This is a genomic window from Ruegeria sp. AE3 (assembly GCF_056542225.1).
In genome coordinates this window covers 120,216-138,810 of sequence record NZ_JBQFZL010000008.1, presented here as the reverse complement: position 1 = coordinate 138,810, position 18,595 = coordinate 120,216, and the positions used below count along the sequence as shown (strand labels likewise).

At 54.9% G+C, this 18,595-nt stretch carries 17 protein-coding genes; 11 read left to right on the top strand and 6 right to left on the bottom strand.

Translation table 11 applies throughout. The features are described 5' to 3' along the window. Positions 1-74 precede the first annotated feature (74 nt). The 3 genes from ACR0NZ_RS14870 to ACR0NZ_RS14860 all read right to left on the bottom strand — a co-directional run bounded on the left by ACR0NZ_RS14870 (position 75) and on the right by ACR0NZ_RS14860 (position 4,411). A complete protein-coding gene (locus ACR0NZ_RS14870; protein WP_480477238.1) occupies positions 75-776 on the bottom strand; it encodes a response regulator transcription factor in 702 nt (233 codons plus the stop codon). After that, positions 776-2,671 carry a PAS-domain containing protein gene (locus ACR0NZ_RS14865; protein WP_480519938.1) on the bottom strand — a complete coding sequence of 632 codons (1,896 nt, stop codon included), beginning with the start codon at positions 2,669-2,671 and terminating at the stop codon, positions 776-778. Before ACR0NZ_RS14865 ends, ACR0NZ_RS14870 begins: the two co-directional genes overlap by 1 nt. Before the next feature lie 201 nt (positions 2,672-2,872). Then, the gene (locus tag ACR0NZ_RS14860; protein ID WP_480519936.1) at positions 2,873-4,411 is read right to left on the bottom strand and encodes an alkaline phosphatase family protein; all 1,539 of its coding nucleotides are present in this window, start codon (positions 4,409-4,411) and stop codon (positions 2,873-2,875) included. Between the two features lie 262 nt (positions 4,412-4,673). Between ACR0NZ_RS14860 and ACR0NZ_RS14855 the strand changes: the two genes are divergently transcribed. From ACR0NZ_RS14855 to ACR0NZ_RS14840, 4 genes are read left to right on the top strand one after another with little or no spacing between them, the layout of a single operon-like run. Then, positions 4,674-5,798: an ABC transporter permease gene (locus ACR0NZ_RS14855; RefSeq protein WP_480519934.1), complete on the top strand. Its 1,125-nt coding sequence runs from the start codon at positions 4,674-4,676 to the stop codon at positions 5,796-5,798. A 1-nt stretch (position 5,799) separates the two neighbouring features. Then, entirely contained in the window at positions 5,800-6,615 is an 816-nt protein-coding gene (locus ACR0NZ_RS14850; RefSeq protein WP_480519932.1) for an ABC transporter ATP-binding protein, read from the top strand. A 5-nt stretch (positions 6,616-6,620) separates the two neighbouring features. Then, positions 6,621-7,937: an MlaD family protein gene (locus ACR0NZ_RS14845; RefSeq protein WP_480519930.1), complete on the top strand. Its 1,317-nt coding sequence runs from the start codon at positions 6,621-6,623 to the stop codon at positions 7,935-7,937. Further along, complete coding sequence (locus tag ACR0NZ_RS14840) at positions 7,934-8,590, top strand: ABC-type transport auxiliary lipoprotein family protein (protein ID WP_480519928.1); 657 nt, start codon at positions 7,934-7,936, stop codon at positions 8,588-8,590. The genes ACR0NZ_RS14845 and ACR0NZ_RS14840 overlap by 4 nt, the downstream gene beginning before the upstream one ends. A gap of 85 nt (positions 8,591-8,675) precedes the next feature. Here ACR0NZ_RS14840 and ACR0NZ_RS14835 read toward each other — a convergent pair whose 3' ends face one another. Then, on the bottom strand, positions 8,676-10,256 hold the full coding sequence (locus tag ACR0NZ_RS14835; RefSeq protein WP_480477224.1) for an FMN-binding glutamate synthase family protein: 1,581 nt from the start codon (positions 10,254-10,256) through the stop codon (positions 8,676-8,678). Positions 10,257-10,507: 251 nt separating this feature from the next. Here ACR0NZ_RS14835 and ACR0NZ_RS14830 point away from each other — a divergent pair, with 251 nt between their 5' ends. Continuing rightward, positions 10,508-10,876 (top strand): fluoride efflux transporter FluC, encoded by a 369-nt coding sequence (locus ACR0NZ_RS14830; RefSeq protein ID WP_480519926.1) that lies wholly within the window; start codon positions 10,508-10,510, stop codon positions 10,874-10,876. Continuing rightward, a complete protein-coding gene (gene crcB / locus ACR0NZ_RS14825) occupies positions 10,873-11,235 on the top strand; it encodes a fluoride efflux transporter CrcB (protein WP_480519924.1) in 363 nt (120 codons plus the stop codon). Before ACR0NZ_RS14830 ends, crcB begins: the two co-directional genes overlap by 4 nt. 200 nt (positions 11,236-11,435) lie before the next feature. On the opposite strand, the gene ACR0NZ_RS14820 is transcribed toward crcB, so the two are convergent. After that, positions 11,436-12,053 carry a TetR/AcrR family transcriptional regulator gene (locus tag ACR0NZ_RS14820; protein WP_480519922.1) on the bottom strand — a complete coding sequence of 206 codons (618 nt, stop codon included), beginning with the start codon at positions 12,051-12,053 and terminating at the stop codon, positions 11,436-11,438. A gap of 145 nt (positions 12,054-12,198) precedes the next feature. Here ACR0NZ_RS14820 and ACR0NZ_RS14815 point away from each other — a divergent pair, with 145 nt between their 5' ends. The 5 genes from ACR0NZ_RS14815 (at position 12,199) to mtnA (ending at position 17,194) form a co-directional block, all read left to right on the top strand. Beyond that, positions 12,199-13,128 (top strand): AEC family transporter, encoded by a 930-nt coding sequence (locus ACR0NZ_RS14815; protein WP_480519920.1) that lies wholly within the window; start codon positions 12,199-12,201, stop codon positions 13,126-13,128. 102 nt (positions 13,129-13,230) lie between these two features. Beyond that, positions 13,231-14,064 carry an S-formylglutathione hydrolase gene (gene fghA, locus ACR0NZ_RS14810; RefSeq protein ID WP_480519918.1) on the top strand — a complete coding sequence of 278 codons (834 nt, stop codon included), beginning with the start codon at positions 13,231-13,233 and terminating at the stop codon, positions 14,062-14,064. Positions 14,065-14,067: 3 nt separating this feature from the next. After that, the gene (gene sthA, locus ACR0NZ_RS14805; protein WP_480519916.1) at positions 14,068-15,525 is read left to right on the top strand and encodes a Si-specific NAD(P)(+) transhydrogenase; all 1,458 of its coding nucleotides are present in this window, start codon (positions 14,068-14,070) and stop codon (positions 15,523-15,525) included. After that, on the top strand, positions 15,522-15,977 hold the full coding sequence (locus ACR0NZ_RS14800) for a YaiI/YqxD family protein (protein ID WP_480519914.1): 456 nt from the start codon (positions 15,522-15,524) through the stop codon (positions 15,975-15,977). The genes sthA and ACR0NZ_RS14800 overlap by 4 nt, the downstream gene beginning before the upstream one ends. Before the next feature lie 122 nt (positions 15,978-16,099). Beyond that, a complete protein-coding gene (mtnA, locus tag ACR0NZ_RS14795) occupies positions 16,100-17,194 on the top strand; it encodes an S-methyl-5-thioribose-1-phosphate isomerase (protein WP_480494166.1) in 1,095 nt (364 codons plus the stop codon). Positions 17,195-17,256: 62 nt separating this feature from the next. On the opposite strand, the gene ACR0NZ_RS14790 is transcribed toward mtnA, so the two are convergent. Next, positions 17,257-18,492 (bottom strand): MFS transporter, encoded by a 1,236-nt coding sequence (locus ACR0NZ_RS14790; RefSeq protein WP_480519912.1) that lies wholly within the window; start codon positions 18,490-18,492, stop codon positions 17,257-17,259. Positions 18,493-18,595: the final 103 nt, after the last annotated feature.

Sequence of the window (18,595 nt, the reverse complement as noted above, 5' to 3'; positions counted from 1 at the left end):
TTTTGCATCAACATCTCCTGACGCGGAGGGGAACAAAAGAAACTCAGGTTTACACTCTGGCCACCAGAGCGTCACTATTTCCAGTCGACATCCCCCAGGAAAATATACCCGGCACCGTAAATCGTTTTGATCAGGCGCGGATTCTTTGGATCTTCACCAAGTTTCGTACGCAACCTGGAGATTCTGACATCCATAGCACGATCAAAACTGTCGCCGGCCGCACCGCCCAAGGACTCCTGCATCTGCCCCCTGCTGATCAGCCGCTTGGGGCTTTCCAGAAACAGACGCAAAACCTCGCCTTCAGCATGGCTGAAAGGTGTTTCAGTCCCTGACCCGTCTTCCAGAACATACCGATCAAAATGCGCAATCCAGCCGTTGAATTCCGCCCTGTCCGATTGTGATGTCCGACCGCGCGGCGCGCGCAACCTGGCCCGCACCCGGGCAACGACTTCTGTCGGGTCAAACGGCTTGGTAATATAGTCATCCGCGCCCAACTCCAGCCCTGTCACACGGTCCTGAACCTGTGCCCGGCCGGAAATAATGATCACTGCTGCACCCTGTTCCAGCGCCAAGCGATGAACTAGCGCCAGCCCGTCGGTATCTGGTAAAGACAGGTCCACAAGGCAAACATCAGGGGTTACTCGATTAAGGGCTGCTTCAAACTCTCTGGCACGGGAAAAACTCTGCGTCCGGAAACCGGCATCCTCCAGTGCATCCGTCAGAATGCGCCGTATCTCGGGTTCGTCGTCGAGAATGGTCACCAGTGGTTGCGACATCAGGCGGCCTCGGTTTGGATCAGAGCAGACAATTGAGCCTGTGAGAACGGTTTACGCAAAACAGGTGCCAGGGCAAGCGCCCGTTGATGCAGCGGATCTGAATTTGGCAGAGATGTCATAAGGATAAGCGGCAACCCCGGTTTCAACTGTTCAAGGATGTCCAAGCCTGTACCGTGTCCTTCCAGACGGATATCCGACAAGACCAGCGAAATGTCCTTCACACTCGATATCAAGGCCAGTGCTTCATCAACTGAATTTGCTTCAATGACAGTAAAGCCCAAATCCACCAGCATGTCCCTAAACTGCCCGCGCAGGTCTTCGCTGTCTTCAACCAACAGTACCAATCCACCCTGAGCCGGAGGAGCGGGCCGAAAAGGCAAACGCATGACAACTGAGGCCCCAGATGGTGTATTTCTTAGATTCAGATCGCCACCGGCAAGCTTGACCGTATCATAAACCATCGGCAGCCCCAGTCCTGACCCGTCGCTCCCTTTTGTTGTGAAAAACGGGTTCAGTGCCTTTTCTAGCGCCTCGGGTGAAAACCCCGGCCCGGTGTCGGAAACCGTGACTTCGATCCAGATCTCACCTATGGCATGTGCACTGATTGTGATTTGACCCGTGCTCCCGCAGGCATCCCGGGCATTCAGGACCAAATTCAAAAGCGCATCCTGAACCATACCCGGATCAAGCATCAATGTTTGTTTTGGCAAGGTGTTTACGACGGACAGGCCCACACCGCGAGGCAGTGAGGGTGTCGCCAGAATCCTCAGGTCTTCCAACAATCCCCCGATGTCCGTTGCCTGCGGTTGCGGCGTTCGGTTTCCAGTCATGTCGGCGATCCGGTTCAGCAGCTGCCCGCCCCGGCGCGCGGTTTGTTGAGTTGCGGCCACAAGTTCCTGCGCGCCATCCGGCAAATCCATCTTGTCGAGGCGGGACTGCATCCCCAGGATGATAGTGAGCAGATTGGAAAAGTCATGGGCAAGCCCGCTGGTCATCTGGGCTGCCATCGCCCGGCGGCGGGTTTGCTGTAATGCAACGCGTGCCTGTGTCTCTTCGGTGATGTCCACCGACATCACGTACACACCCCCTGCCCCATCCGGCGTAAACGAAACCCGGATGCGTCGGGAATCCTGATCTTCGGTGAACTCGAAAACCGACGGCTCTCCGCTATAGGCCTTAAACAAATGGGCCTGAACCCGTTCAAAGGCGGTCGCACCCAGCGCTTCAGAAATGTGAAGCCCCAGAATATCGGACGGACGCCCAGGCATGACGGCGCTCAGGCGACGGTTCGAGTAATCGTATCGGCCGTCGCTGTCCAAATGCGCAATATGAGCCGGCATCATCTCGGTCACCATACGAGTACGGGCTTCGATTTCGGTCAATTCCCGCTTGGCCTCTTCCAGTGCCGCGATCGTGGCCGCAAGTTTGCGATTGGTTGCGGACAGTTCTTCCGCATGGCTCAGCAACTGTTCCGACAGTTCCTCTGACCGCGCGCGCAACAGGTTTTCCGCCCGCCGCGTTCCGGTGATATCGGTGTAGACCGCGACCCACCCGCCTTGTGGCAGCGGTGCGCCTTCAATTGAAACAACCTGCCCATTGGGACGCACGCGCTCCATGTAGTGAGGCTCAAACGCCAAGGCTTGCTGGACGCGCAGATTGACCATTTCCTCGACACTTTCATCGTCGCCATACTCACCGCGGCTGGCAAGAAAGTGGATCGTATCCCGAAACAAAGCACCCCTTTGAACAAGCTCGTCCGGCAAACCGAACATTTCCTGGAAGCGGCGATTGCTGAGCACCAGTTGCAATTTGCTGTCATAAATGGAAAGCGCCTGACCGATCAGGTTCAGCCCGGCGGTCGTCATCGCCTTGATACGCTTTTCCGTTATGTCCAAATTCGTCGTCTCCTCGGCTCATGCCTAGCATCTGAAACCATGCACGGGTAGTGGAATTGAGGGGAGGCGTTTCGGACCCTGTCTTCGTTCAATTGCTTTTTGCAATCCGGGAGTGCACAAAGCAAAATACTTCGACACACCCGCCCGTGACCGAGCATCCGGTACAGGCAGAATAGATGAACGTTGACAATAAACCGCGTTCTAAGATGTGTATCTGGGACAGGATTTTGCGCCTTCAGATGTGATCGAGTGCAAGGACAATGTGTGGTCCATATTTTTCATCCGGTGGCGCAACATCTGTCGGCCTAACCGTGCGAGATCTGTTGCAAAATCCGGATTCTCCGCGACATTCTCAAATTCGCCCTTACCTTGATGGTCGAACAGGATCGGGGGCAGGTCGGCAGCGAACTCGACCAGGGTGAACCGTTCATCCCGCAATATTCCCAAACACGAGTCGCTGTTACCGGTCCCCAATTCTTGCTGCCATAACGTCGGGTTTTCAGGTTCTGAGAAATCAAGTTCGCTGAAAGAATAGTCGCGCCAATCGTCTGGGATATTACCCCGCAACAATGGCAGCAAGGACCGTCCATCCATAGCGTTCGGAACAGCCTGTCCAATCCAGTCCAATATGGTTGGTGTGACATCCACAGACTCGGTTGGAACGGTGATCTTGCTTCCCGCCATAGCTTCATTCCCGGGCAAACGGATCATCAGCGGTGTGTGATACGCCGCATCGTAGACCGTCATCTTGCCCCAGCTGTGTCGATCCCCCAGCATTTCACCATGATCGGCGGTGATAACCAGCAGTGTATCGTCGTATTGCCCGCTGTCCTTCAGGTACTGGACAACACGACCGATGTGGTGATCAACCTCTGTTGCCAGGCCAAGATATATAGCACGCAAAGTGCGATTGTTTTCGTCCGTAGGTTCAACGTCATCAAAACCGTGAACGAATTTTTTCGCGCTATAGGTATCCAGCTTTGGTCCGAAGAACGGATGCAGCGCTTTTTCTGCTGCTGCGCTCGGCAAGCAGTGCGGCAGAGGGATGTCCGCCGGGTCATACATGTCATTGTAGGGGGCCGGTGCGACCAACGGCGGATGCGGGCGGATATAGGTCAAATGGGCGAACCAACCCTTTCCACGATGAGGCGCGATTCCGTCCAGAAAGGCATCGGTCAGAAAGGCTGTATCGCTGTCTTCTGCCCGATACAGCGCGGGATCATTCAGCCGCGGGTGTCCACCATCGGGCGAAACGGGCTTGTAGACGTCCCAGTACTTTTCGAATTGATACCCCTTTTTCATCAGATGGGCTTGCCATGGATATGATTCTTCAAGGCGCATTTCGACAACTTCAACGAACCCGGTCATCGACTGTTCGTAAGACTTGAGGTCAGGGTCATTGGGATCATGGACGCGCGGATCGGCGGAGGTATCTGTGTACCCAAACAACATTGGCAAGTAACCAGCTTTGCGCATTTCCGTGGCAATGTTCGGGGTATCGTGTCGCAACGGCGTTCCGTTTCTAACCGACCGATGATTCATCGCATATTGGCCGGTCAGAATCGATGCTCGCGAGGGACCGCAGGGATTGGTGACCGAGAAATGGCGGGTAAAGGTCACGGCCTCATCCATAAAAGCCCGCAAATTCGGAAGGTTCACATGGTCTGCCAAGGCCCCGGACAGGCAATCCGCTCTGAGTTGATCGATGATGACAAACAAGACGTTCTTGGTCTGATGCATACCGACTTCTCCGATTCCGCGCCGTAATAAAATAAACAACGCGGAATGTGTATTGCTTCCCGCCATAGCGCAACCGATTTGTCGGTCGGACAAAGGCGTATTATCCCGACAAAGTTGCTGTGCGATAACTTCTGGTAAGCACCTGTTCAGCATAGCTCCAATGCGACGGTCGGCGTGACGTCAAGGCCATCCGGCGCGGCAAAAAGATGTTCAATGGCACAAAGCCATTGCGGTCATTGAATGTTTCACTTCACATGACCTCATGACGCAGCCTTCGATAATCTCAGAACACGATTCCAGCGGTACTCGTGTACGCATATCCGGAGAGCTGCTCACGCAATCGCTGCAAACCGTTGAACAAGGTTTTGCCTCTGTCCGCCCAACCGGAGACAGGCTTGTTCTCGATCTGTCCGAGGTCGAAGCCCTGGATACCGGCGGTGCCTGGCTGATCGCGGACCTTGGCAAACGCTTCACGTCGCAAGGTGCAACACTTGAATTTCAAGGGGTGAAACCGGCACATGCCACTCTGATAGATACTGTAACCCGCAGCATACCCGACGAACCCGGTGAACTTGATAAACCGCGAAGTCTGTTGGATTTGATCGCACAAATGGGTCACATCACCGTAGGTGCCTGGCGGGATACGCTTTCCATCCTTGAATTTCTGGGTCTGACACTGCATCGGCTGTTTCGTACCATTGTTATGCCATGGCGACTGCGCAAGGCAGCGCTGGTCACACACATGGAAGAGACCGGGTTCAAAGCACTGCCAATCGTGGCCCTTATGGGATTTCTGATCGGTGTCGTACTGGCCTTTCAGGGCGCAACCCAGCTGAAGCAATTTGGAGCTGAGATATTCGTGGTCGAACTGATCTCGATCTCGGTTCTGCGTGAATTGGGCATATTGTTGACGGCAATTATTGTTGCCGGGCGCTCGGGTTCTGCATTCACCGCATCTATCGGTTCGATGAAAGTGCAGGAAGAAATCGACGCAATGCGAACGCTGGGTCTGGACCCGATCGAAGTTCTGGTCATTCCCCGCGTTTTGGCCTTGTTGATCATGCTGCCCATACTGGGTTTTGTCGCCGATATCGCGGGTCTGTTTGGTGGCGCATTGATGAGCTGGATCGACCTGGGGGTAAGCCCCGGCATGTTTCTTACTCGTTTGAAGGAAAACACCGACGTCTGGCAATTGGCGGTCGGTCTTATCAAAGCTCCGTTCTTTGCGCTCGTCATCGGCGTAATTGCCTGCTGGCAGGCAATGCAGGTCAAAGGGTCCGCCCAAAGTGTCGGTCAACGTACGACAGCATCAGTTGTTCAATCCATTTTCATGGTGATCGCAATCGACGCTTTGTTTTCGATCTTCTTCTCAGAGATCGGAATATGACATGACCGGGGATACACCACAGCCATCAGTCGCCACAACTAAAGACCGTGAGGCTGTCATTCGTGTAAGCGGGCTCCGAACTCAGTTCGGTACCCAGGTGGTACACGAAAACCTGAATCTTGATGTCTGGAAGGGAGAAGTTCTGGGAATCGTTGGCGGGTCGGGCACCGGTAAATCCGTATTACTCAGAACTATCGTAGGGCTGAACAAGCCCGCCGCCGGAGAAATCGAAGTGCTGGGCGTCGATGTTCTGAATGGCCCAGAGGATGACCGCCGCAGGATCGAACGCCGCTGGGGTGTTGCCTTTCAGGACGGGGCCTTGTTTTCGTCACTGACCGTGCTGCAAAACGTGATGGCTCCGTTGCGGGAACACACAGGTCTCAGCGAAAAACTAATGGAGTCTCTGGGTGCGTTGAAGATCAGCCTCGTGGGACTGCCACAGCTGAGTTGCGGCAAGTTTCCGTCAGAACTGTCGGGTGGCATGCGCAAGCGCGCTGCGCTGGCCCGGGCGCTGGCTCTTGACCCCGAGATCGTTTTTCTGGACGAACCAACCGCAGGATTGGACCCGATCGGCGCAGCGGCGTATGATGAACTGATCGGCGAATTACAGCAGGCACTTGGGTTGACCGTTTTCATGGTCACCCATGATCTGGACAGTCTTTACGCGATCTGCGACCGCGTTGCAGTGCTTGCAGAAAAGCGCGTGCTGGTTGAAGGTCCGATTGAGGATATGACCAAGGTCGACCATCCTTGGGTACAGGAATACTTCACAGGCCCCCGCGCCCGCGCGGCACAACAGAAGGGGCAAAACAGGTAAAGGCAATGGAAACCCGGGCGAACTATATCCTGATCGGCGCGTTTACCCTTGCAGGGTTGCTGGGCGCATTCGGCTTTTTCCTGTGGCTCGCCAAGTTTGAGATCACGCGCCAATACGCTTATTACGATGTACTTTTTGACAATGTCGCAGGTTTGTCGGCGGCCGGCGGCGTGAACTTCAACGGCTTGCCTGTCGGGCAGGTCGTTTCCTTGCAACTGGACGAAAATGACCCGTCAAAGGTTCGGGTGCGGATCGAAGTGGACGCAGACATTCCGATAACCAATGAGACAATCGCACAGCTTCAGTCACTTGGCGTAACCGGTGTTGGTTATGTTGAACTGACCGGCGGATCGGCTAACGCTGAACGATTGCCACAAAAGAGCATTATCAAGAGCAAACGCAGCGCAATTCAATCCCTGTTCGAAGGCGCGCCAAAAGTTCTGGATGAAGCCGTGACGCTTTTGGAAAACCTGAACAAAGTCGTCGATGATAAAAACCGGGAAGCTGTGAGCGGTATTCTGGACAATCTTGCTTCGGCCACAGGTAAACTGGACAAAACACTGACAAGTTTTGAATCCGTGGCAAATGACATCGGCAGCGCTGCGCAGGATATTGGCGCGTTTTCAAAGCGGCTGGACCCACTGATCGAAACTGCTCAAACAACGCTCAAAACTGGTGCGGAAACATTGGAAGCCGTCAAAACGGCTTCCGGGTCCGCCAAGACCGCGCTGGACGATGCTAAAACAACCCTTCAGACGGCTGACCGCATTTTGCAGCAGGACGTGAAGCCTTTCATCGAGCGAGGCTCGCAACTGGCTGAACGATTGACCGTTTTGTCTGATGAAGGCAGCGTTACCCTTGGAATTGTGAACGAAACCGTTCTGAACGCCAATACGGCGCTTGGCTCGATTACTACGGCGATGGAGTCCGCCAAGGGGGCGCTGGCTTCGGCAGAATCCGCTTTTGACTCTGCAAATCGTGTCATGGAGGAAGACGTGGCACCTGTTGCGGAAGATGTCCGGAAGGCGGCCAATCAGGTGACCGAAACCGTCGCGGGCATAACGGAAAAGATCGATCAGATCTCGGATGACGTCCTGAGCGCGTCAAATTCCGCGTCCGAATTGCTGGGAACCATCGACGACATCGTGCAGAGCAACCGCCGACAAGTGTCAGACTTCCTACGTGTCGGGTTGCCTCAGTTTGTTCGTTTTATCGAAGAATCCCAGCGTCTTGTTATCAGTCTGGATCGCCTCGTAGACAAAGTTGAACGCGATCCGGCACGTTTCCTTCTGGGCACCCAAGCATCGGAGTTCCGTCAATGATCAAGCCCGTACTTGCAATGTTGATGGTCGTGTTGTTTGGCGGCTGCGCTGGTCTGGGCACGTTGAAACAAGCGGCGAAACCGAATGACTTGTATCTGCTGACCCCTAAAAGCACTTTTTCCTCAGCACTGCCCAGGATTGAAAAGCAGATCGTCGTTCAGGAACCGACGGCAACTGCCGCAGTGAACACGGATCAGATTGCCATTCAACCTACCGCGTTGCAGGTTCAATATTTGCCCCGCGCCCGCTGGGTGGATCGCGCGCCCTTGATCGTTCAGACGCTGTTGGTCGAGAGCTTTGAGAACTCGGGCAAAGTCGCAGCCGTTGGACGCTCAACCGTTGGTCTGCGAGCCGATTACGTAATCGCCCCGGACCTTCGAGAGTTTCAGGGGGTCGTGATCGAAGACACCGAGAATGGAACCAAAATTCGCGTCGAAGTTCGTATTAACATCAAGGTGATCGACGAATACGAAGACAAAATCATTGCGTCCAGCTCGTTCCAGGAAAACGTCGTGGCGGCAAGCGATCAGACACCCGACCTGATCAATGCGTTTGACCTTGCTTTGGGGCGCGCGATGCGAGATTCTGTAGAATGGAGCATTCGCAAGATCAATACCCACGTGGCAAACAACCCGCGATCCATTCCCAGATAACGAAAGCTGCATAAGACGGCGGAAAAAGCGGGCAATTACAGCCGCGCTTTCACATGACCAAACATTGCTCTACCCAATGTGGTTTTCAGAATTGTGCAGCCGAAGCTCGATTCCAATCATCTGCAAATTCTTCGGGAATGTCGTCCTTTAACAAGGCGCCGTCCTCCAGATAGGTATAAAGTTCGGCATAGCTGCGCTCATGCTCGTCCGCAGTGCGGCGCAAGATATCACGGGGATGTAACTCGGATGCTTTTTCCTTGCCCATGGCGCCCAAAAGCTCGCGGAAACTTTCCAGCGTGGCATCGTGATAGCGATGAACACGCCGACGTTTCTGCGGCACATTCACGGCGCGCCCGCGGATGGGATCTTGTGTAGCCACCCCTGATGGACAACGGTTTGTGTTGCAATGCAATGCCTGGATGCAACCAACCGCAAACATCATCGCGCGCGCCGAGTTGCACATGTCTGCACCAAGCGCCAACTTCTCGACCATGTCATAACCGGTCGCCACTTTGCCGGAACAGATGATCCGAATCTTGTCACGCACTCCGACACCGCGCAAACAGTTGCTGACAAAGATCAAGGCTTCGTTCAGGGGCATACCCAACCGGTTGGTAAATTCCACCGGGGCTGCGCCTGTGCCCCCTTCTGCCCCGTCAATCGTGATGAAATCCGGCAAGATACCCGTTTCTAGCATTGCTTTGCAGATCGCCATGAACTCGGACGGCCTGCCGATGCACAGTTTGAAACCGACAGGTTTGCCACCTGACATTTCCCGCAGGTGCTGGACAAAATGCATCAAACCCGTGGGCCCATCGAATGCACTGTGGGTGGGCGGAGAAATCACATCCTGATGTTCTGGCACACCACGTATCTCGGCAATCTCAGCATCAACTTTGGCAGCAGGCAGAACACCGCCATGGGCGGGCTTTGCACCTTGTGACAGCTTGATCTCAATAGCCTTGACCACGTCCTTTCTTGCCTTTTCGGCAAACTTGTCCTTGTCAAATCCACCAGCCGGGGTCCGGCACCCGAAATAACCCGTCCCGATCTGCCAGATGATGTCTCCGCCTTCAGCCAGGTGATGCGGTGACAGACCGCCCTCTCCGGTGTTATGCGCGAACCCCCCATCCTTGGCTCCTCCGTTCAGCGCGCGGATGGCGTTGGCGCTGAGCGCGCCAAAGCTCATGGCAGACACATTAAGACGCGAGGCGCTGTATGGTTGCGTACATTGTGGACCGCCCAGCAATATGCGTTCTTCACTTTTGTCTACATGTTTGGGGGCAAGTGAGTGGTTGGCGCGATGATACCCGGTTTCGGTAATGTCGTATTGCGTACCGAACGCCTGTGTGTCCACCTGCCCCTTGGCCCGAGAATATACCAGCCCTCGGACAATTCTGTTGAAAGGCCGGCCACTTTCGTTGGTTTCAACGAAGTACTGGCGAATTTCCGGACTTACAAATTCCAACATGTACCGGAAATGGCCAAGAACCGGATAGTTGTTCAGGACGTTGTGCCTGGTCGTCAAAACATCATAAAGACCGATGATCGCGTACGGCACCAAAATGATCAGAAGCCAATGGGCAGGCGACCAGAAGAACCCAAGGATCAGAACCACTGGCAGACAGACACAGCTTAGAAAAAAGAAAATTCTGCGTACAATCATGTTCCAAACTCCTTGTGTTTTTATCGGGCTGATGAGCCATGCTGTCAGAACTCAACGTGAAACAGATTGAAATTTTATTTCAAGTGTCAGCGGTAAAATGTCTGCTGAGGGACGCAAATGTGAAATCATGTTACGAACGGACCAACTGTTGAACCCAGTGCAACCAGCGGATAAATCACGCGAACCGGACGACAAAGGGCCGATCCTTGGCAAACACACACTCCCACCTCTGGCGTGAACGAAAAAGCGTGATGTTTCTGTCCGTCTTCGTCGGTGGGGCGCTTGGGTCGTTGATGCGTGAGGCGTTTGCACTAGAAATCCCCGGCCTCAGCTTTCTAACTTCGACTTTCGGCATCAACGTGACCGCCTGTTTTGTTCTGGGCTGGCTGTATTCCGTGCGCCATAAGGTGCACGCGCATGTTCTGCATCTTGGCGCCGTCGGATTTTGCGGCGGATTGTCGACCTTCTCATCTTTTGTTGCTGATCTTGAACGTATGGCCGAAGGCGGCCTATGGGTAACGTCCCTGGCAATCGGGCTGGAAGTTTCATTTGGCCTTGCGGCCGCGCTGATTGGCGAAAGCCTTGGTCGTCATTTTCACTCTGAAAAGTCGCCGTCATGAGCGAATTGTATCTTCATTCCATGTTCGCGTTGGGTGGGGGTCTGGGGGCCGTGATGCGCCATTGGCTGGCGCTGAAAATTCGGCACGACTTGCCACTAGCAACCTTGCTCGTAAATGTATTGGGCAGCTTGTTGCTGGGGATCTGGGTGGGGTATTTGGGAGGTCCTGTAGACATAGCCGAGGACCAAAAACGCCTTGTTTTCGGGTTTTGCGGCGGTTTTACAACCTTTTCCAGCTTTGCCTACCAATCGCTCGAGCTTCACCGCGAACGCACATTGTTTTTGGCAGCAGGCAATATTCTGTTCAGCCTTGCTCTGTGCTGGTTCGCTTTCTGGCTTGGCCTGCTGTTAACGCGCTGAAGCGCACCAAGCTGGGCAATAAACTCGAACACTGATTTGCTTTTCTTTCCGACCTACGTTGGGTCCCAAGCCACGCCAACGCTTTGACAAATAAAGAGTTTGAAAAGACTTATCGCAGTAAGCTGAACTGCATCGAGTGTTCTGGCGTGTGAGCAATGGCCTGTGTCCTTGACCCGGACATGGGCCATTTCTTAATCGGATCAGACCCCATAACGGGCAAGAAACATATCCACGGCTTGTGTCGCCACTTCGGTGATTTCTTCTTTGCTGAACGAATTCTGAATTCCAAATGCGGCCCGGGTCCAGATTCTTACCTTGCAAAGCTCGGAGAACTGCTCAGCCGCGATATAAACATCTTCAATCGCCAACTCACCTTTGGCCACGGCTTTTTCAAGATATTCCGCCATTTGACGCTGGCCATTTTGCGGCCCCGCTTCGTAAAATGCGCGGCCAAGTTCCGGAAACCGGTCCCGTTCGGCAACACAAATCCGGAAAACTTGCTGCGCGAAATCTGAAACCAGAAACGCCGTCAATTGCGTGGCCGCGATCATCAGTACTTCGCGGGCGGGTTTGGTCTCGTCAATCATCGCGATGACCCGTTCAGCCATCAGGCAGCATTCCGTTTGCGCGACTTCCATGAACAAAAGACGCTTGTCCGGGAAATAGCTGTACAAGGTTGCTTTTGACACTCCAGCCGCGCGGGCAATATCGTCCACGCTTGCGCCCTCGAATCCATCCGCCATGAAAACCTCTCGGGCCCCGCGCAAAACCTGATCGAACTTTCGGCCTGTGCGCAGGATGGTGGCGGTCTGGGTCATGTCATCTCCTCGAGCAATACCTGATACAGTTTATAAACCGTTCGGTTCAGGTACAAGGATTCTCGTATTTCGCTAATATCTGGCAATGTTCTAATTGTGCCGCAGGTCTCTTGCGACGGTTTCAAACCGTGTTAGGACTTGGCCTATGGCCGATATCTTTTTGCGTACACTTCCCTTTTTTGCGATCATCGGCCTTGGCTTTTGGGCTGGGCGCACACGGTTCTTTACGGCCGAAGCAACCGCATATCTGACCAAGTTCGTATTCTTCTTCGCACTGTCGGCAATGCTTTTTCGATTTGCGGCGACCCTGCCCTTTGCAGAGATTTTTAACGCAAGACTGATCTTCGGTTACCTCATAGGCACCGCCGCTGTTTATGGCATAGCCACTTGCGTAGCGTGGATTCGCAGCCTTGATGTGCCGACTTCGGCGGTTGAAGCACAATGCGCTGCCATTGGAAACGTTGGCTTTCTTGGCCTGCCAATGCTCGCGGTGCTGTTCACCGAAGCAGCTATTGGCCCGGTCATGCTGGTTCTGACCGTAGATCTGGTTGTATTCTCGTCTCTGATCGTGATCCTGATCAACGGTGGGCGTGACGGAAGGCTGACGCCAGCCACTTTCAAACTGATTGGAATGGGTCTGCTCAAGAACCCCATGATTGTCTCGATCTCTGCCGGGCTCGTCTGGTCATCCCTGCAAATCCCGGTTCCCGATCCGCTGAACAGCTTTCTGACCATTCTCGGTGGTGCCGCTACCCCCGGAGCGCTTTTTGCAATCGGCGCGTCCCTGGCTGGCAAATCCGCAGAAAGAATTCAGATCGCAGCCTGGTTGAGTTTCTGCAAGCTGGTGCTCCACCCACTTTTCGTGGCAATCGCCCTGATCTGGCTGATCCCGGTCGAAACATTCCCGGCAAGCGTTGCAATTGCGGCGTCCGCTCTGCCCGTAGCAGGAAATGTCTATATGTTGGCCGCGCATTACGGCATTGCCCCACAGCGCGCCTCGGCTGCTATTTTGCTGTCGACGCTCGTCAGCATTGTCACAATACCGCTTGTTATTGCGACTCTAGGAACTCCCTGACTTTCACCTTTTTAAAAATACTCACTCCAAAGGCACTCGGACTTTACGCCGGGTCCGTGGATCGTTAGCCATGTTGCGACTCTAGAATAAGGACGATGCCTGATGGAAACCCTTTCGGAAAATGCCTGTTTCGGCGGAGTGCAAGGCGTGTATCGCCATGCTTCGTCGGCATGCCAATGCGACATGACCTTTGGCCTTTTTCTTCCGACCGAGGCGAAAGATGGCCTGGTTCCGATATTGTGGTATCTGTCTGGTCTGACCTGCACTCATGAAAACGCGATGACAAAAGCCGGCGCACAGGCGTGGGCTGCGGAACTGGGCATTGCAGTGGTGTTTCCCGACACTTCGCCACGCGGTGAAGGTGTTGTGGATCACGACGACTACGATTTGGGCCAGGGCGCTGGGTTCTACGTGAACGCCACGCAGGAGCCTTGGGCGCCGCATTTCAGGATGTGGGATTACATTGCCGACGAACTGCCCGCCTTGCTGTTCGAGAACTTTGCCATCGATAGCGAACGTCAGGCCATTTCCGGTCATTCCATGGGCGGGCATGGTGCATTGACACTGGCCATGAACCTTCCGGGACGGTACCGCTCGGTTTCGGCCTTTGCGCCCATCTCGAACCCGACGGGTGCAGACTGGGGGCGCAAACAGCTTGGCGCGTATCTGGGGGATGATAAATCCCTTTGGGCCAAACACGATGCTTCCTTGTTGATGAAAGAAACCGGTTTCGACGGTCCCGTCCTGATCGATACGGGCAGCAATGATCAGTTCATGGACCTGCTGCGCCCCGAAACGCTTGCCCAAGCCATCGCTGAGCGTCGCCAGCAAGCAACCTTCCGCCTCCAGCCAGGGTATGACCATTCGTACTTCTTCGTATCCACCTTCATGGAAGACCACATCGTTTTTCACGCCGAAGCGCTGTACGGAGACTGAGGTATGAGCAAATACGACTATGATCTGGTCATCATCGGATCCGGGCCTTCGGGGCGTTCCGCTGCCATTCAGGCTGGCAAGCTCAAGCGACGGGTTCTGGTGATCGACCGCAAAGACCGTTTTGGTGGAGTATCCGTTCACACCGGAACTATCCCATCCAAGACATTGCGTGAAACGGTTCTGAATCTGTCGGGCTGGCGCGAGCGCAGCTTTTATGGCCGTTCCTATCGGGTCAAGGACCAGATCCGCGCCGAAGATCTCAAAGCCCGCCTGCACATGACCCTTGATCACGAGGTCGACGTGCTGGAACATCAATTCAACCGGAACCATGTCGATACGTTGAACGGTCTGGCAAGATTCATTGGACCGCACGAAGTGGAAGTCGCCACTGATGCTGGCGAGACTACCCGAATAACAGCCGCCAAGTTTTTGATTGCGACAGGAACCAAGACTTATCGCCCCGATTACGTTCCGTTCAACGGCAAGACAGTGGTCGATGGCGACGAATTTCTGGAAATGGCAGAAATTCCGCGTTCACTGGTTGTTATCGGTGCCGGGGTCATTGGCGTCGAATACGCCACGATGTTCTCGGCGCTGGACGTTCGGGTTACGCTGATCGAGCCGCGGGATACGTTTCTGGATTTCATCGATAGCCGCTTGATCCATGATTTCACCCATCAAATCCGCGAAAACGGTGTTGATCTGCGGTTGGGATCGGCTGTCGAAAAGATTGAAGATGCGGGCGAGCACGTCGAAGTGACCCTAGAAAACGGGCGCCACGTGCGGGCGGAAATGCTGCTGTTTGCCGCCGGGCGCATGGGCGCAACATCGAAACTCAATCTGGATTCTGTCGGACTGGAAACCGATCACCGCAACCGGATCAAGGTAGACCGCAAGACATATCAGACCGCTGTTCCGCATATCTATGCGACCGGTGATGTGATCGGCCACCCTTCGCTGGCTTCTACTTCACTGCAGCAAGGGCGCGTGGCTGCCTGCCATGCGCTTGAGACACCTACACTGCCGGAAAGCCCATGGTACCCCTATGGCATCTACTCTGTTCCCGAAATTTCCACCTGCGGCATGTCAGAGGAAGAACTTCAGGAGCGCGGCATACCCTATGAGGTCGGCGTTGCCCGATTCCGCGAGACCTCACGCGGGCATATCATGGGTTTGGAACACGGCATGCTGAAAATGCTGTTTTCGCTGAAGACCCGCCGTGTCTTGGGCGTGCAGATTGTGGGCGAAGGTGCGACCGAACTGATCCACATTGCTCAGGCGGTGCTGAACCTGAAGGGCACTGTCGATTACTTCGTTCAAAACACGTTCAACTATCCAACTCTGGCCGAGGCTTACAAGATCGCCGGGCTGGATGCTTTCAACCGGATGCCGATCCCGGAGGAATTCAAGGTGCGGAAGAAACCTGCAGAACCGGAGAAAAAAGAGGCCAAAAAGGCGTGACAACGCTCTATGTCGATGGCGATGCCTGCCCTGTAAAGGCCGAGGCCGAACGGGTTGCTACGCGACACAAGGTGCCTATGGCACTGGTGTCGAATGGCGGTCTTCGACCGTCAGCAAACCCGCTTGTACAGGTCATCGTGGTCTCGGAAGGTGCTGATGAAGCGGACAAATGGATTGCAGAACGCTGTGGCGCAGGGGATGTAGTTGTGACCTCCGATATTCCTCTGGCCGCGAAATGCGTCGCAGCGGGTGCCCGAGTTTTGCGCCCGAACGGCGAAGCTTTTACGGCAGCGAACATAGGCCAGCAATTGGCAATGCGTGATTTGATGGCTGACCTGCGGGCCGCCAATCCGCTGGGGGCCGGAGGCGGCGGCCGACCATTCAGCAAAGCAGATCGTTCAAGGTTTCTGGATGCGTTAGAGCGGGAACTTCGCGCTGCGACCCGAGGGTAAGTGCAATCACCAGCAAGCTAAAATGCGAGCCTGCAACCAGAAACGCCCGTTTACAAGCCCGCTGAAAGAACGCAGGCTGCGAAAGACTTCTGATCAGGCTATTCGCAAACGGAGACCAAATTATGAAAGTACAGGGTGCTCATTACCGGTCAATTTGGTGGGACAAATCGGCAGGTGAGGTTCGGATTATCGACCAGCGATGGCTGCCCCATGACTTTCGGGTGGTTACCCTGAAAACGCTGGATGAATTTGCGACAGCGATCCGCGACATGTGGGTCAGGGGTGCGCCACTGATTGGTGCAACAGCCGCGTTTGGAATTGCCGAACAGATGTCCCGTGACAGCTCTGACGCTTCGTTCGACGCCGCATATGACGTATTGCACGCGACCCGGCCAACGGCTATCAACCTGCGATGGGCGTTAGACAGATGCCGCGACGCGCTGATGCCACTTGCCCCAAGTGATCGCGCTGAACGGGCCTGGGCACTGGCACAGGAAGTTGCAGACGAAGATGTCGAGATCAATGCATCGATAGGTCGCCATGGGCTGCAACTGATCAAAGATATTGCAGCCCGAAAGCCTGCAGGTGAACCGGTGCGGCTATTGACGCATTGCAACGCCGGATGGCTGGCAACGGTGGATTGGGGAACGGCGACAAGCCCAATGTATCATGCGCATGACGCGGGCATTCCGCTTCATGTCTGGGTGGATGAGACCCGACCGCGTAATCAGGGGGCGCTGACATCCTGGGAGCTTGGTGAACACGGCATTCCCCATCGTTACATCGTGGACAATGCAGGCGGTCACCTGATGCAACATGGTTTGGTTGACGCGGTCATCACCGGTACAGACCGGACTACGGCACAAGGCGATGTCTGCAATAAAATCGGCACCTACCTGAAGGCTTTGGCGGCGCGGGACAACGGGGTTCCGTTTTTTGTCGCCCTGCCCTCACCTACGATTGACTGGATGGTTCGGGATGGAGTGTCGGAAATACCGATCGAGGAACGTGATACAAAAGAAGTGACCCATGTCATGGGCGTGGACGGCCAAGGGGATATTGCCGATGTTCGCGTCACCCCGAACGGTACGGAGGGTGGCAATCCTGCCTTTGATGTCACACCAAACCGGCTGGTGACCGGGCTTATCACCGAGCGTGGCGTCTGTGCCGCCTCTGCCGAAGGCCTTGCCGGATTGTTTCCGGACCGAGCCGGCTAGATTTACACCCCACGCGGCATGACCGCTGGCACGCTCACATAGGTCGAGAGCGAAACGTCACCTCAGGCAGGGACTGCCAGACGGTTCTCTCGGATCGGTAGATGAACGATGGCGCTGAAAGCCCCTATTGCCACACCGATCCACCAGACAAGGGCATAGTCACCATATTGGTCATACATACGTCCCCCCAGCCAGACGCCCAGGAAACTGCCAACCTGATGGCTGAAGAAGATTATGCCATAGAGTGTTCCCATGTAACGCAGACCATAGAGGTGCGCGACAAGACCCGACGTAAGCGGAACGGTGGCCAGCCAAAGTGACCCCATCACCAGCGAGAATGTAATAACGGACAACGGCGTTATCGGGAAAATGATGAACAACGCCGCAGCAAGCGTCCGACCGGCATAGACCGAGGCCAGCAGATATTTCTTGGGAAAATGATTGCCAGCCCAGCCCGCCAAAAGGGTCCCGGCGATATTGGCCAAACCAATCAGTGAAATCGATACCGCGCCAAGTGCGGACGTGGATGTGATGCCGATGGAATGCAGCACGCTGCCGGGTTGGATCGGGCCGCACATTTCGGTCACGAATGCGGGGAAGTGAGCCGTGATAAATCCCAGCTGGTAACCGCAGCTGAAAAATCCAATAAATATCAAAGCGTAAGAGGGGTCTCGGAACGCCTTGCCCAGAATTTCGCCCATGCTTTCTTGCAACGCTGCCTTTGAACCTAGCTGAGGCGCCCGCATGAAGGGCAAGGTCAATACAAGCGCTAGAATCGCAGCCGCAAACACGACGAAGACCTGTTGCCAGGGCAGGAATGACAGCAACCACTCAGCTGCCGGCGCGCCCAAAACCTGTCCGAAACTGCCCGCCGCTGTAACGACGGCCAGCGACATGGACCGATTTTCATCAGAGGACGCACGACCGACCACAGCCAAAACCACGCCGAACCCGGTTCCGGCAATGCCAAACCCCACCAGCCACGCATAAACCTGATGCCCAAGCGGTGTGACGGACCAGGCCGACAGAACCAGACCGGCAGCATAGGTCAAGGCACCGAGGACAATGGCCTTTCGGTCTCCTGCTTTCTCAGCGATAGCTGCAAAGATCGGTTGACCGATGCCCCAAGCCAGATTCTGGATGGCGATCGCCAATGAGAAATCCGTGCGCAGCCAGCCAAATTCGCTGGCAATCGGAATCTGAAACACGCCGAAAGACGCGCGCACGGCAAAACTGACCGTTATGATGATGCATCCAACGATCAGGATCGGGTTCAACATGCGGGTGGATTGCGGCATAGCGACCTCGGGTAGTTTGGTCCGACGGACCGTACTGCATTTACGGATCGCGTCAATTCAACAGATTTGCGGTCACGAATAAGCAATTTTGATACGTCAGGGA

Coding starts and splice junctions, on each gene's coding strand:
- crcB (WP_480519924.1), top strand. CDS start 10,873: ATGAGCGAATTGTATCTTCATTCCATGTTCGCGTTGGGTGGGGGTCTG.
- ACR0NZ_RS14790 (WP_480519912.1), bottom strand. CDS start 18,492: ATGCCGCAATCCACCCGCATGTTGAACCCGATCCTGATCGTTGGATGC.
- ACR0NZ_RS14845 (WP_480519930.1), top strand. CDS start 6,621: ATGGAAACCCGGGCGAACTATATCCTGATCGGCGCGTTTACCCTTGCA.
- ACR0NZ_RS14855 (WP_480519934.1), top strand. CDS start 4,674: ATGACGCAGCCTTCGATAATCTCAGAACACGATTCCAGCGGTACTCGT.
- ACR0NZ_RS14850 (WP_480519932.1), top strand. CDS start 5,800: ATGACCGGGGATACACCACAGCCATCAGTCGCCACAACTAAAGACCGT.
- ACR0NZ_RS14840 (WP_480519928.1), top strand. CDS start 7,934: ATGATCAAGCCCGTACTTGCAATGTTGATGGTCGTGTTGTTTGGCGGC.
- fghA (WP_480519918.1), top strand. CDS start 13,231: ATGGAAACCCTTTCGGAAAATGCCTGTTTCGGCGGAGTGCAAGGCGTG.
- ACR0NZ_RS14860 (WP_480519936.1), bottom strand. CDS start 4,411: ATGCATCAGACCAAGAACGTCTTGTTTGTCATCATCGATCAACTCAGA.
- sthA (WP_480519916.1), top strand. CDS start 14,068: ATGAGCAAATACGACTATGATCTGGTCATCATCGGATCCGGGCCTTCG.
- ACR0NZ_RS14815 (WP_480519920.1), top strand. CDS start 12,199: ATGGCCGATATCTTTTTGCGTACACTTCCCTTTTTTGCGATCATCGGC.
- ACR0NZ_RS14870 (WP_480477238.1), bottom strand. CDS start 776: ATGTCGCAACCACTGGTGACCATTCTCGACGACGAACCCGAGATACGG.
- mtnA (WP_480494166.1), top strand. CDS start 16,100: ATGAAAGTACAGGGTGCTCATTACCGGTCAATTTGGTGGGACAAATCG.
- ACR0NZ_RS14830 (WP_480519926.1), top strand. CDS start 10,508: ATGTTTCTGTCCGTCTTCGTCGGTGGGGCGCTTGGGTCGTTGATGCGT.
- ACR0NZ_RS14820 (WP_480519922.1), bottom strand. CDS start 12,053: ATGACCCAGACCGCCACCATCCTGCGCACAGGCCGAAAGTTCGATCAG.
- ACR0NZ_RS14835 (WP_480477224.1), bottom strand. CDS start 10,256: ATGATTGTACGCAGAATTTTCTTTTTTCTAAGCTGTGTCTGTCTGCCA.